General features: G+C 69.1%; 11 protein-coding genes and 1 pseudogene. 7 read left to right on the top strand and 5 right to left on the bottom strand.

Going from position 1 to position 12,317, the window contains the following annotated elements; all coding sequences use genetic code 11:
• Positions 1-37: 37 nt before the first annotated feature.
• The 5 genes from AB0E83_RS28460 to AB0E83_RS28440 all read left to right on the top strand — a co-directional run bounded on the left by AB0E83_RS28460 (position 38) and on the right by AB0E83_RS28440 (position 6,257).
• On the top strand, positions 38-1,690 hold the full coding sequence (locus AB0E83_RS28460; RefSeq protein ID WP_362117896.1) for an AMP-binding protein: 1,653 nt from the start codon (positions 38-40) through the stop codon (positions 1,688-1,690).
• Positions 1,691-1,694: 4 nt separating this feature from the next.
• Positions 1,695-2,477, top strand: coding sequence for an SDR family oxidoreductase (locus tag AB0E83_RS28455; RefSeq protein ID WP_362117893.1), 783 nt, complete (start codon positions 1,695-1,697; stop codon positions 2,475-2,477).
• A 28-nt stretch (positions 2,478-2,505) separates the two neighbouring features.
• On the top strand, positions 2,506-3,744 hold the full coding sequence (locus tag AB0E83_RS28450; RefSeq protein ID WP_362117890.1) for an acyl-CoA dehydrogenase family protein: 1,239 nt from the start codon (positions 2,506-2,508) through the stop codon (positions 3,742-3,744).
• Positions 3,744-4,844 (top strand): phosphotransferase family protein, encoded by a 1,101-nt coding sequence (locus AB0E83_RS28445; protein WP_362117887.1) that lies wholly within the window; start codon positions 3,744-3,746, stop codon positions 4,842-4,844. Before AB0E83_RS28450 ends, AB0E83_RS28445 begins: the two co-directional genes overlap by 1 nt.
• 102 nt (positions 4,845-4,946) lie before the next feature.
• Positions 4,947-6,257, top strand: coding sequence for an MFS transporter (locus tag AB0E83_RS28440; protein WP_362117884.1), 1,311 nt, complete (start codon positions 4,947-4,949; stop codon positions 6,255-6,257).
• 22 nt (positions 6,258-6,279) lie between these two features.
• Here the strand turns inward: AB0E83_RS28440 and AB0E83_RS28435 are convergent, their stop codons facing one another.
• The 4 genes from AB0E83_RS28435 to AB0E83_RS28420 all read right to left on the bottom strand — a co-directional run bounded on the left by AB0E83_RS28435 (position 6,280) and on the right by AB0E83_RS28420 (position 9,872).
• Positions 6,280-6,339, bottom strand: a complete 60-nt coding sequence (locus AB0E83_RS28435; RefSeq protein WP_362117937.1) for a DUF5709 domain-containing protein — start codon at positions 6,337-6,339, stop codon at positions 6,280-6,282.
• Positions 6,340-6,562: 223 nt separating this feature from the next.
• Entirely contained in the window at positions 6,563-7,669 is a 1,107-nt protein-coding gene (locus tag AB0E83_RS28430) for a saccharopine dehydrogenase NADP-binding domain-containing protein (protein WP_362117881.1), read from the bottom strand.
• On the bottom strand, positions 7,666-9,099 hold the full coding sequence (locus AB0E83_RS28425; protein ID WP_362117878.1) for an aldehyde dehydrogenase family protein: 1,434 nt from the start codon (positions 9,097-9,099) through the stop codon (positions 7,666-7,668). Before AB0E83_RS28425 ends, AB0E83_RS28430 begins: the two co-directional genes overlap by 4 nt.
• A 56-nt stretch (positions 9,100-9,155) precedes the next feature.
• Complete coding sequence (locus tag AB0E83_RS28420) at positions 9,156-9,872, bottom strand: type 1 glutamine amidotransferase domain-containing protein (RefSeq protein WP_362117875.1); 717 nt, start codon at positions 9,870-9,872, stop codon at positions 9,156-9,158.
• Positions 9,873-10,075: 203 nt separating this feature from the next.
• Here AB0E83_RS28420 and AB0E83_RS28415 point away from each other — a divergent pair, with 203 nt between their 5' ends.
• On the top strand, positions 10,076-10,672 hold the full coding sequence (locus AB0E83_RS28415) for a TetR family transcriptional regulator (RefSeq protein WP_362117872.1): 597 nt from the start codon (positions 10,076-10,078) through the stop codon (positions 10,670-10,672).
• A gap of 20 nt (positions 10,673-10,692) precedes the next feature.
• Here AB0E83_RS28415 and AB0E83_RS28410 read toward each other — a convergent pair whose 3' ends face one another.
• Positions 10,693-11,742: a DUF3533 domain-containing protein gene (locus AB0E83_RS28410; RefSeq protein ID WP_362117869.1), complete on the bottom strand. Its 1,050-nt coding sequence runs from the start codon at positions 11,740-11,742 to the stop codon at positions 10,693-10,695.
• A 288-nt stretch (positions 11,743-12,030) separates the two neighbouring features.
• Here AB0E83_RS28410 and AB0E83_RS28405 point away from each other — a divergent pair.
• Positions 12,031-12,317 (top strand): annotated as a pseudogene (locus AB0E83_RS28405) (esterase); the annotation flags it as partial.

Raw genomic sequence — 12,317 nt, 5'->3', positions numbered from 1 at the left:
ACAGCACATGACGGTGGACGAGGAACCCTGGCGGGACGTGACGTCCCTCGCCCGGTCCGGCGCGGAAACGGCTGCGGTGCACACCTCGCTCGTGGCCGCCTGGAAGGCGCGCGTGGCGAAGAACCCGGATGCGACAGCGCTCCGCTTCTTCGACGGCGCTCTGTCCGCGCGGGAGGTGGACGAGGCGTCGGACGCCCTGGCTGCCGCGTTCGAGGCCCGGGGAACCGGCAAGGGTGACCGCGTCGGGGTGTACCTGCAGAACATTCCGCAGTATCCGCTGGTGCTGCTGGCCTTGTGGAAGCTGGGAGCCACAGCGCTGGGGCTCAACCCGATGTACCGGCGCCAGGAGCTCCGCCGGATCATCGAGGACTCCGGGGCGGTCGGGGTCGTGTGCGCGGACGGCGATACCGACGAGACGCTTGAGACTCTGGCGGGGAGCACGGTGCGCTGGGTGATCAGCACGTCTTCCCTGGACTTCCAGTCCCGCAACGACGCGCGGGTCTTCGCGACGACGGAACGGCCTGCCCCCGCGCCGGACGGCGATGTGGTGGCCCTGATCGGCGAGTACACCGGCCGCAGGCCCTCACCGGTGGATCTGACCCGAGACGATGTCGCGTTCCTGACCTACACCTCGGGGACGACGGGGCCGCCCAAGGGTGCCATGAACACCCACGGCAACGTTCTGAGCGTGGTGGCGACGTGCGCGTCGTGGACCGGTGTGAGCGACGGGGACGTCGTGCTCGCGATCGCTCCGCTGTTCCACATCACGGGCGCGGTGGCCAACGCGGCGATCTCCCTCCTCACCGACACCACGCTCGTCCTCACGGGCCGGTTCCATCCCGAGGTCGTCCTGGAGGCCATCGCCGAGCACAAGGTGACCTTCACCATCGGTTCCATCACGGCGTTCAACGCGATCTACGAACTTCCTCAGGCCGAGCCGAGGCATTTCGCGTCGGTGAAGACCCTGTACTCCGGAGGCGCGCCGATCCCGCCGGCGACCGTCGCCCGGTTCCTGGAGCGGTTCGGTGTGTACATCTACAACGGATACGGGATGACCGAGACGACGTCCGCCGTCATCGCCGTGCGACCGGGAGACAGGGCACCCGTGCACCTGCCGAGCGGGACGCTGTCCATCGGCAGGCCCCTGCCGCGCCTCACCGCCCGCGTGGTGGACCCGCACGGTGACCCGGTGCCCCGCGGGGAACAGGGCGAGCTGGAACTGAGCGGGCCGCAGGTGGTGCCCGGGTACTGGGGAAAGCCCGAGGCCACTCGTCGGACGATGCCGGAGGGCCGGCTCCGCACCGGCGACGTCGCCATCATCGACGAGGAGGGCTGGGTCTACCTGGTGGACCGGCTCAAGGACCAGATCAACGTGTCCGGCTACAAGGTCTGGCCGCGCGAGGTCGAGGACGCCCTGTACGAGCACCCGTCGGTGCTGGAGGCCGCTGTCATCGGAGAACCCGACGACTACCGCGGTGAGACGGTCGTCGCCTACGTCTCGCTCAAGGCGGGTCTGAACGCCACGGCGGAAGAGCTGATCACGTTCGTCCGAGGCCGGCTGGCCGCCTACAAGTGTCCTCGCAAGGTCCGTTTCATCGCCGACCTGCCCAAGACCCAGAGCGGCAAGATCCGGCGCGCCGAACTCCGCGGGCTCGGCGGCTCCCGGCCGGCTTCCCCTTCGAAGGACTGATCCGTTGAGTCAGAACCACACCGGCCCGGGCCGTTTCCCGGGTCGCGTCGCCGTCGTGACCGGTGCGAGCCGGGGCATCGGGCTCGCCGTCGCCGAGCGCCTTGTCGCCGAAGGGGCGCGCGTGTGCCTGACCGCGCGCAAGGCCGAGCCGCTCGAGGAGGCCGCTGCTTGCTTTCCTCCGGGCAGTGTCGTCACCGTCGCCGGCAAGGCGGACGACGCCGAACACCGCCGCCAGGTCTTCGACACCGTCGCGCGCGAGTTCGGCGGGCTTGACGTCCTGGTGAACAACGCGGGCATCAACCCGGCGTACGGTCCCGTCGTCGGCCTGGACCTCGACGTCGCCCGCAAGGTGCTGGAGGTCAACGTCCTCGCCACCCTCGCCTGGGTGCAGGACGCGGTGGCCCACCCGAAGCTCCGCTTCACCGAGCGTCACGGCACCGTCGTGAACCTGTCCTCCGTCACCGGAGACACCCCGGCGCCCGGCATCGGCCTGTACGGGGTGAGCAAGGCGGCGGTGTCCCACCTGACCAGGACGCTGGCCGTGGAGCTCGGCCCGGAGATCCGTGTCAACGCGGTGGCCCCCGCCGTGGTGAAGACGCGCTTCGCCGAGGCCCTGTACGAGGGCAAGGAGGCCGAAGTAGCCGCCGACTATCCGATGCGGCGGCTGGGTGTGCCGTCCGACATCGCCTCCGCCGTGGCGTACCTGGCCTCGGAGGACTCCTCCTGGGTCACGGGCCACGTTCTCACCGTCGACGGCGGGCTCTCGGTCGCCGGCGGCACCGCCTGATGTCCACTTCGATGCCGAAAGGACCGTCATGACCTTCATGGACCTCCCGCCCGAGGTGGCGGAACTGCGCGAGCGCACGCGCCGGTTCATACGCGAGACCGTCATCGACGCCGAGCCCGCGCCGGGTGAGCGTCTCGACCAGGCCACCCGTGACCGGCTGCAGGCCGCGGCGAAGGAGGCCGGCGTCTTCGCTCCGCACGTGCCGAAGGAGTACGGCGGGCAGGGCGTCGCCCTCGCGTACTGGTCCCCGATCCTGCAGGAGGCGGGGTACTCGCCGATCGGCCCCAGCGTGCTCAACTGCATGGCCCCCGACGAGGGGAACATGCACATGCTCAACCTGATCGCGACCGAGGAGCAGAAGAAGCGCTATCTCGCGCCGCTCGCCGCGGGAGACGTCCGGTCCTGCTTCGGCATGACCGAACCCCACCCGGGAGCGGGGTCGGATCCCGCGGCGCTGCGGACCAAGGCCGTCCGCACGGCGGGCGGCTGGATCATCGACGGTCACAAGCGGTTCACCAGCGGCGCCGTCGGTGCCGCGTTCTGCATCGTGATGGCGCGGACCCCGGCCGTGGACGGCTCTCCCGCAGGCGCCACGATGTTCCTCGTCGACATGTCCCACCCCGGGATCCGGGTCGGCGAGGCGATCCACACCGTCGACCGCGCCATCGACGGCGGTCACCCGCACCTGTACATCGAGAACTGCTTCGTCCCCGACGAGGCCGTCCTCGGTGAGGTGGGGCTCGGCTTCCGGTACGCGCAGGTCAGGCTCGGCCCGGCCCGGCTCACCCACTGCATGCGCTGGTTGGGGCTGGCTCGGCGGGCGCACGACATCGCGCTGGACCGGGCCGGGAAGAGGGAGCTGTTCGGCGGGGCGATCGACTCGCTCGGCCTGGCGCAGCACCTGATCGCCGAGTCCGTGATCGACATCGAGACGTCCGACGCGATCATCACCAAGACCGCGGCGCTGCTGCACAGCGACCCGAAGGCGGGGTCGGCGATGTCCTCGATCGCGAAGGTGCACTGTTCGGAGGCGATCTTCCGGGTGGTCGACCGTGCCATCCAGATCTGTGGCGGTGACGGGGTCTCCGACGGGCTCCCTCTGGCGCAGTTCCTGAACGAGGTGCGTCCGTTCCGTATCTACGACGGTCCCAACGAGACCCACCGGTGGGCCATCGCCCGCCGCGCGTCGGCCGGCCGGCGCGCGGCGGTCGGGGCCGGTGAACCGTACATCGGCGACGCCGTCGTCGGGCGGGACGGAGCCGCGTGATGCGCACCATCCCCGACGGGGTGGAGGTCGTCGCGAGCTGGGACCGGGTCCGCCGTCTCGAAAGCCCTCCTTTGCTGGTCCTCGATGCGGTCACCGCTTTCCTCGACGAACAGGGAGTGGGGGGTGGCCCGCTCGCGTGGCAGCGCATCGGTGACGGCCACTCCAACGTCACCTACCTGATCGAGCGTGGTGGCGAGTCCGTCGTCCTGCGTCGTGGTCCACGTCCGCCGCTGCCGAAGTCGACGCACGACATGGTGCGCGAGGCCCGGATCCAGAAGGTTCTTCATGGGCACGGCATCCCTGTCCCGGAGATCATCGCCGTCTGCGAGGACGAGTCGGTCCTGGGTGTGCCGTTCTATCTCATGGAGCGGCTCGACGGGACGGTCATCACCGACACGATCCCGGCGCACCTCTCCTCCGTCGAACAGCGCCGAGCGACCAGCGAGGCGGTCGTCGATGCTCTCGTCTCGCTGCACAGCATCGATGTGGCCGAGGGGGAGCTCGCCTCTCTGGGCTCTCCGGACGGGTATCTCGGGCGTCAGGTCGAGCGGTTCCGAGGCCTGTGGGAGGTCAACACCACGCGCAGTCTGCCCGCGGTGGAGTGGATTGCGGACTGGCTCGCCCGCAATCTGCCGGCAAGCCAGGCCGCCTCGGTGGTGCACGGTGACTACCGCATGGGCAATCTCATGTTCGCTCCTCAGGCGCCCGCCCGGATCCTCGCGATCCTCGACTGGGAGATGGCGACCCTCGGCGACCCGCTGGCGGACCTCGGCTACGTCACCGCGACCTACTCCGAGTCGGGCACCTTGGCCACCCCGCTCGAACTCACCCCGGTGACGCTGGCACCGGGCTATCTCACCCGGCGCCAGCTGGCCGAGCGCTACCAGTCACGCATGGGCCTCGATCTCACCCCGCTCCCCTGGTACCAGACCCTGGCGCTCTGGAAGGCAGCCATCTTCTGCGAGGCCATCCACACCCGCTGGCGGCGTGGCGAGCGTCCGAACGACACGGTCTTCGGGCCGTCGCTCGAGGTGGGCGTCCCCCGGCTGCTGGAGATGGCCGCGCAGTACGCCGGTCTGACCGCAGCGCCTCGCGCCTGACGCCTGGTCACCTCCTGGCACATCCGTTCACATCCCTACCCGCCACCGGTCGCCGGGGCTCGCTCTGCCCTGCCCTGCCCGAAGACAGTGAAGGAGTCGTACGTGAGCAACGCACCAGCAGAGACCAGAACCACGGCAGGGGAAGGAACCCCGCCTCCCACCCTGCGCTCGAAGAGGAAGTCTCTCGTCGCCAGCACGGTCGGGAACGTTCTCGAGTGGTACGAGTGGAGCGCCTACGCCGTCTTCGCTCCGTTCATCGCCACCGTCATGTTCAACGCGTCCGACGGGGTGTCGGCGCTGTTGTCCACCCTCGCCGTCTTCGCGGTGGGCTTTCTCATGCGACCGCTGGGCGGCATCGTCTTCGGGCGGGTCGCCGACCGACGTGGCCGGAAGTTCGTCCTGGTCACCACCATGCTGATGATGGCCGGTGGAAGTCTCGTCATCGGACTCATGCCCACCTACGCCTCCCTTGGGGTCTGGGCGTCGCTCATCCTTCTGCTCGCGCGCATGACCCAGGGGTTCGCCCACGGCGGTGAGTCCGCGACGGCCAACACCTACGTCGCGGAGATCGCGCCGAACGAGCGGCGCGGGTTGTGGGGAAGCATCGTGTTCGTCGCGATCTTCGGCGGCTCGGCCATCGCCTTCTCGGTGGGCGGCGTCGTGACGTCCGTGCTCTCCGACAGCGAGGTGGCCCAGTGGGGCTGGCGCATCCCCTTCCTCCTGGGCGCCTTCCTGGCCCTGGCCGCACTGTACCTGCGGCGCAGCATGGACGAGAGTGATGTGTTCGCCGAGGAGAAGTCGGGCGCCGAGGCCCGGCCGCTGCCCAAGGGCCAGGTGGTCCGTGGTGTCCTGCTCGTCATCATGATGACCTCGGGCATCACCGCGGCCCACTACACCTGGACTTCGTACGTCTCGACTTACGCCATCACGCAGAAGGGCATGGACGCCGGCGTCGCCTACTGGTGCTCGGTCGGGGCGCAGTGCGTCGCCCTGGTCACTCTGCCTCTGTGGGGCCGACTGTCCGACAGGGTCGGGCGGCGTCCCATGATGATCACGTTCGCGGTGCTGATGAGTGCGCTGCAGATTCCGCTCACCGGAGTGATCGGTGCGGAGGGCTGGACACTGCTGGTGGCGGCTTCGGTCGCGCTGACCGTCGTGGCCATTCCCGGTGCGCTGTTGTCGGCGACCATGTCGGAGAACTTCCCGACGCGGGTACGGACACAGGCCATCGGTTTCGCCTACTCGGTGTCCGTCGCCGTGTTCGGCGGTACCGCGCCATATCTGAACCAGCTCTTCATCAACCTCGGTGTGGCCCGGCTCTCCAGCTTCTACATCATGTTGCTGTGTGTGTTCACCGGCATCGCGTGCTACCTCATGCGGGAGACGAAGGGTATTCAGCTGAAGGACGCCTGACCCTGTGCGGGTGGCGCCTGTTTCATTCTTCGTCGACGATGTGCGGCGCGGCCTCCTCGGCGGAGGCCGCGCCGCCGTCGATGCCGAGGTCGCGGGCGTCCGGCGTCGGCGTCGTCGGGCCGTCGGGCCGTCGGGGATGATGGACGGGCAGGTCGGTGTCGTCCGCGACGCGCTGGCCACCATCGGCAAGGAGGACGTGGCGACCCTCACCGGCATTTGCCGCGCCGGCGAGATGATCCTCACCTTCTGCGCCACCGCGGTGGCGCAGAAGCTCGGGTCGGCTCGAGTGTGAGGCTGCCGTCCGATCAGACGGTGACGAGTCCGAGCTCGGCACAGCCCTGCTGGAGTGTGTCGAGCCCGAAGGCCGTGACAGGGCCGACGACGCCTGGTGTGACGTCGGCGTGGGTGGCGATGTGGTGCGCTGCCCACGCGATGAGTTCACCGGTGAGGCTGTAGGGGTTGGGGCCCTCGAGGTGGACTTCTGCGAGCGGGGCCTGGTTGTCGATGCCTGATGAGGCGATGGCGACGACGTGTGAGGGGATCTGTGCGCGCAGGGCCGCGTCGGGGCCGCCTGGCGGGCCGATGAGCAGGGGGCGGGTCAGGGCGTTGGTGATTTTGTCGCCTGCCGGAAGACGTGTGGTGGCGTTGGCGAGGGCCGAGTAGAGGGAGAGGAAGCGGCTGAGTGCGGGGAACCAGCCGTTGTAGACGGTGACGTCGTCGAGCGAGGGGAACTCCCCTGGCAGGAAGAGCACCTCGGTTCCGGAGACGAGGAACGCCGACTTGCGGCGGCCTCGTACGGTGAAGCGGCGGACGCGAGAGGCCGTGCGTTCTTCGACGAGCACGCGTCGGTGCCGGCGTGCCGAGGGCAGGGTCATTCCGTCACGCATGGTGGTACGCGTGCCCTGGCTGATCCCGCGCCAGATGGGGCCGGTGGCGAAGTAGCCGATGTCGATGGCGCGTGCGGCGGCTCCTGCTTTCCGGAGCGCAAGGGCCGCGGCGAGGATGCCGGGCACGTAGTCGTAGCCGAAGGCCGGCAGCATCACTGCTCCGGTCTCACGGGCGCGATGGTGGTGCCGGTTGTACAGGGTGCGGACGAATCCGACTTCTCCGCTGGAGTCGATGTAGTGGGCTCCCGTGTCCGCGGCGGCCTGTGCGACGGGGAAACCGAAGCGTTCGAAGGGGCCGACGGTGGTGATCAGGACGTCGCCGGGCCGCAGGTGCTTCTTCAGACCGTCGGGGGTGGCGGCGTCGACGACCAGGTGGTCGAGGTCTCCGGAGCGTTTGGCCAGCGCTTCCAGCGCCGTGGGGTTGCGTCCGGCGACTGTCGGTCGGACGCCCTTGCGTATCAGGGCGTTGAGGACGAGGTCGCCTGTGTAGCCGGTGGCGCCGAGCAGGATGATGCGGCTGTTCATCGCTTCCTTCCCAGGAGCGGGTGGGTACGGGACACCGCCTTGGCGATGAACGCGAAGGAACGGGAGCTGTGCGGCGCGTAGATCAGGCGCAGGGTGTCGGGTCTGGTCGGCTTGGACAGGACCGGCTTGCGGTGGCTGAAGGTGTCGAAGGACGCCTTGCCGTGGTAGGCGCCCATGCCGGATTCTCCGACGCCGCCGAACGGCAGGTTCGGGACGCCGAGGTGGATCATCGGCGCGTTGTAGACGAGCCCTCCGGAGGAGGTCTTCTCCAGCAGAGCCTGCCTGGCTGCCTTGTCACGGGTGAACGCGTACAGGGAGAGGGGCTTGTCTCGGGCGTTGATGAAGTCGATGGCTTCGTCGACGCCGCGCACGGTCAGGATCGGGAGGATCGGTCCGAAGATCTCCTCGGTCATGACGGGGGCCTCGGGTGGTACGTCGGTCAGCACGGTGGGGGCGATGTAGCGTTCCGAGGCGTCGGAGATGCCTCCTGCGAGGAGGTCGCCTTCCGCGGTGAGTCCGGTCAGGCGTCGGAAGTGGCGGTCGTTGACGATCCGCCCGTAGTCGGCGCTGGTCCGGGGGTTGTTGCCGAACATCTGGTGGATGGCTTTGGGCAGTTCGGCGAGCAGGGAGTCGCGGGCGGCGTGGGTGACCAGGACGTAGTCGGGTGCGACGCAGGTCTGGCCGGCGTTGGTGAACTTGCCCCAGGCCAGTCGGCGCGCGGTGACGGCCATGTCGGCGGTCTCGTCGATGAAGACGGGTGATTTGCCGCCGAGTTCGAGGGTGATGGGGGTCAGGTTCTTCGCCGCTGCGGCGGCCACGATGCGGCCGACGGTGCCGTTGCCGGTGTAGAAGATGTGGTCGAAGCGCTGCGCGAGCAGCGTGGTGGTTTCCTCGACCGCTCCTTCGATGACGGCGACGGCTTCCAGGTGGCGGGGCAGCAGGTCGGCGAGCAGTCTGCTGGTGGCGGGTGCGAGTTCGCTCGGTTTGACGACGGCCGCGTTGCCGGCGGCCAGGGCGCCGATCAGAGGGTTCAGCGTGAGTGTCAGCGGATAGTTCCAGGGCGCGATGATGAGGCAGACCCCGAGGGGTTCGGGGTGGATGCGGGCCGTTGCCGGTTTGATGTTCATGGGGACGGCGACCCGGCGGGGCTTCATCCAGCGGTCGAGGTGGCGCAGGGCGTGTTCGATCTCGGCGAGGACTCCGCCGATCTCGGTGAGGTGCGACTCGGTGCGGCCCTTGCGCAGATCGTCGTAGAGGGCTTCTTCGATGGCCGCGGTGTGGTCCAGGAGAAGGCGCCGCAGGGCGTGGAGCTGGCGTCGGCGCCAGGCGGCGGGCCGGGTGAGGCCGGTGTCGAAGGTGGCCCGAAGGCGTGTGACGGTGTGCGGGATGTCCTGGTCCTGCTGTGCGGCGGGGGCGGCGGTGCCGGTCATGGGCGCGTGCCTTCCAGGCGGTGGATTGATGGGGGGAGAGGTTGCCGGGGGCGTGGCTAGCGGGCCGTCGCCGCCGCGTTCACATCGGCGACGAGACGGTTGGCGAGGTGTTCGGAGGAGGGCGGGTTCTGCCCCGTGTACAGGTTGCGGTCGACCACCACGTACGACCGCAACGGCAGACGCGCCTTGGAGTACTCGGCTCCGCTCTCCCGCAAGCGGTCCTCCAGCAGCCACACCGCCTTGCGGCCGAAGCTGTTGAACTTCTCCTCCAGGTTCGACAGGCCTGTCATCCGGTACCCGGTGAACGGCCACGACCCGTCCTCGTTCTGCGCCGCGAACGCAGCGGCCGGCGCATGGCACAGCAACGCCAGCGGCTTCCCCGAGCGCAGCACCCGGGTGATCAGGGCGCCCGAGACGGGGTCCACCGACAGGTCTTCCATCGGGCCGTGACCGCCCGGGTAGAACACGACGTCGAAATCGTCCGGGTCCATGTCCGCCAGCACCCGCGGGTGGTCCAGCTCCTCCTGGATCGAATCCAGATACGCCGCGACCTCGCGCAGCTTCGACGGCCACCCCGCCGTCCGTCCCATGCTCAGCTGGTCCAGAGTCGGGGCCTTCCCGCCCGGCGTCGCGATCGTGATCTCCCACCCCGCCGCCGAGAAAATCTTGTGGGGCATCGCCAGCTCCTCGCCCCAGAAACCCGACGGATGCACCTCACCGCCGCGCAACGTCCAACGGTCCGCTGCGGACACCACGAACAACACCCTGGTCATAGCGACCCTCTTTTCCTGCCGGGGCGGCCTCACCACCAGTCGGGAGATATGTACCGATATCTGGCGAGAGTGACCTGAAATCATCATCTGTCTTGCGGAGGGCTCGGGCGACCGGCCGTCCACCCGCAGCTCCGCACCGCATGATGGCAGCGTACGCCACTTGTGGCACAGACTGCCAAGTCTGGCACTGATAGCCTTATCGCATGAGTACTACGCCCGGCCTGCGCATGAAGACACGCCAGGCCGTCACCGAAGCCCTGGCCGACACGGCCCTCGAGCTGTTCGACACCGCCGGCTTCGACCAGGTCACCGTCGCCGACATCGTCGCGGCGGCGGGCATCTCCCAGCGCAGCTTCTTCCGCTACTTCAGCAGCAAGGAGGACGTGGTCTTCGGCGACCGCATCCCTTCCGCGGAGGAGGTGCGGGACGAGCTTCTGCGCCACCTGGACAACGTCCCCGCCTGGGACGCGCTGCGCGCCAGTTTCCGGACGGCAGCCCTGCAGATGGACGACGACAAGGGGCGCTGGAAGCGGGCCACCCGTGTCATCTGCCACACGCCCGGTCTGCGCGCGCGCTATCTGGAGAAGCATCTGGCCTGGACCGACGCTCTCGTGCCCGAGATCGTCTCCCGGATGGCCTCCGGCGGCCCGGAGGCGGAACTCAGGGCCCACACGATGATCAACACTGCGCTGGGCTGCTTCGATGTAGCCCTGATGCGCTGGTCCGACAACGGCACGGATCTCTCCCTTGCCGCACTCGTCGACGACGTGTTCGGGTTCGTGCGGTTTCCGCGTTCCTGACCCGTCCGTTCAGGCGGGCTCTACCCGCCCGCGGCTGCATGATCCGTCGCTCCGGGGCCTGCTTCCGAGTCGCGGCGCTGCCTCCGGACCGCCGCGATCATGGCGACAAGAACGCCGCCGACCGCCCAGGCCGACAGCACCAGCAGCGAGGGAGTCATGTCGTTGCCGTCGAAGTAGGAGATCGAGCGGGCCGCCCATGTGCCCGCCCCTGGCGGCAGGGCTGGGCCGATCGCGTTCCAGAACGGCGGCAGCATCGGCGGGGGCAGGGCGCCGCCGGCGCTCGGATTGCCGGCGATCACGATCAGCAGGATCGCCAGGCCGATGCCCATCACGCCGAAGAGCTCCTGGAGGGCGAGCGTGGTGGCCCCGACCGCGAAGATGATCAGCGCTCCGAGCCCCCACAGGGCCCACACGCTGCCGGGCAGAGCACCGAGGATCGGCCCGGCGATGAGCGCACCGCCCAGTCCGCCGACGAGCGCCACCAGGGTCATGGTGCCCAGGCGCGTCGCTGCGCGGGTCGGGTTGGCCGGCCGGGCGCCTGCGCTGATGGCCAGGATCGACGCACACAGATAGGCGCCGACACACCAGCCGACGACGACATAGAACGACGACAGGCTGTTGAAGTCGTGGCGGGAGGACGGAGCCACGTCGACCGTGCGAAGGCTGCGCCCCTGCGCTTCTTCCAGAGTGGCAGTGAGGGTTCCCAGCGCAACCGACAGAGTTCTGCCACTACCGGACGCCACCAGGAGCGTGTCGGTGGTCCCGACGGGACGCACCACGAGCGCGCCGTCGATCTCCCGGTTCACGATCTGCTTCCGCGCTGTCTCCTCATCGGGCAGCGCGCGGGCGTCCAGCGGTGAGCCGGGCAGCTCGTTCAGACGGCTCACCGTCTGCTCGGTCAGGGCTCCTGGTGCCACGACGCCGAAGGCCGCGTCCTTGAGACGGGGTTCGTGCAGTGCTCCCACGAAAGAAGCGATGAACAGCAGCTGCAGGGCGATCACTCCGATGACCAGCATCGTGGCCCGTCGGGTGACTGCGTCCTTCACCTCGGACAAGGTGCTCTGTTTCATGCCCCCACACTCTGGTGAACCGAGTTCTCACGCAGGCTGGAGGCGTCCGAACGGATGCACGCGCAAGCTCCCATGCCGCCAAGCCGCCAATCAGGTGGCGGGCCAAGGAGGGCCGGACAGCACCGTGAGGAATGCCGTCTCACGGGCACCGGCGGTCGGGTTGCGGGTACGGGAGGGGGCGCGAACGATGGAGCCGGGCGTTGACGCCCGGGTGGGGGGATCGCCATGCGCGGCCGGTCACAGGCCGCGGGAACAGGGCACGTGTGTGCCCGTGACGACGGAGTCGACATGACTGAGCTTCCCCCTCCGATCACCCCGTATCTGGAGCCGGCCGCGAAGGAGCTGTGCGAGGCGACCGACCCCCACCCGCGGATCTACGAGGTCCCCCCGGAGAAGGGCCGTGACATCCTCCTCGGCCTGCAAAGCGACACCAGCGTGCCGCGCCCGGAGGTCGACGAGGAATGGGTCGACGTGGACGCGGGCGAGTGGGGCACCGTCCGCACCCGCATCATCCGCCCCAAGGGCGCCACCGGCCCCCTGCCCGTCGTCTTCTACATCCACGGCGCCGGCTGGGT

It is taken from the genome of Streptomyces sp. NPDC035033 (assembly GCF_040636735.1).
Taxonomy (GTDB): Bacteria; Actinomycetota; Actinomycetes; order Streptomycetales; family Streptomycetaceae; genus Streptomyces.
Note: the sequence above shows the minus strand (reverse complement) of the source record. Positions and strands in the feature narration are given on the sequence as shown.

Coding starts and splice junctions, on each gene's coding strand:
- AB0E83_RS28410 (WP_362117869.1), bottom strand. CDS start 11,742: ATGAAACAGAGCACCTTGTCCGAGGTGAAGGACGCAGTCACCCGACGG.
- AB0E83_RS28430 (WP_362117881.1), bottom strand. CDS start 7,669: ATGAACAGCCGCATCATCCTGCTCGGCGCCACCGGCTACACAGGCGAC.
- AB0E83_RS28415 (WP_362117872.1), top strand. CDS start 10,076: ATGAGTACTACGCCCGGCCTGCGCATGAAGACACGCCAGGCCGTCACC.
- AB0E83_RS28450 (WP_362117890.1), top strand. CDS start 2,506: ATGACCTTCATGGACCTCCCGCCCGAGGTGGCGGAACTGCGCGAGCGC.
- AB0E83_RS28425 (WP_362117878.1), bottom strand. CDS start 9,099: ATGACCGGCACCGCCGCCCCCGCCGCACAGCAGGACCAGGACATCCCG.
- AB0E83_RS28420 (WP_362117875.1), bottom strand. CDS start 9,872: ATGACCAGGGTGTTGTTCGTGGTGTCCGCAGCGGACCGTTGGACGTTG.
- AB0E83_RS28445 (WP_362117887.1), top strand. CDS start 3,744: ATGCGCACCATCCCCGACGGGGTGGAGGTCGTCGCGAGCTGGGACCGG.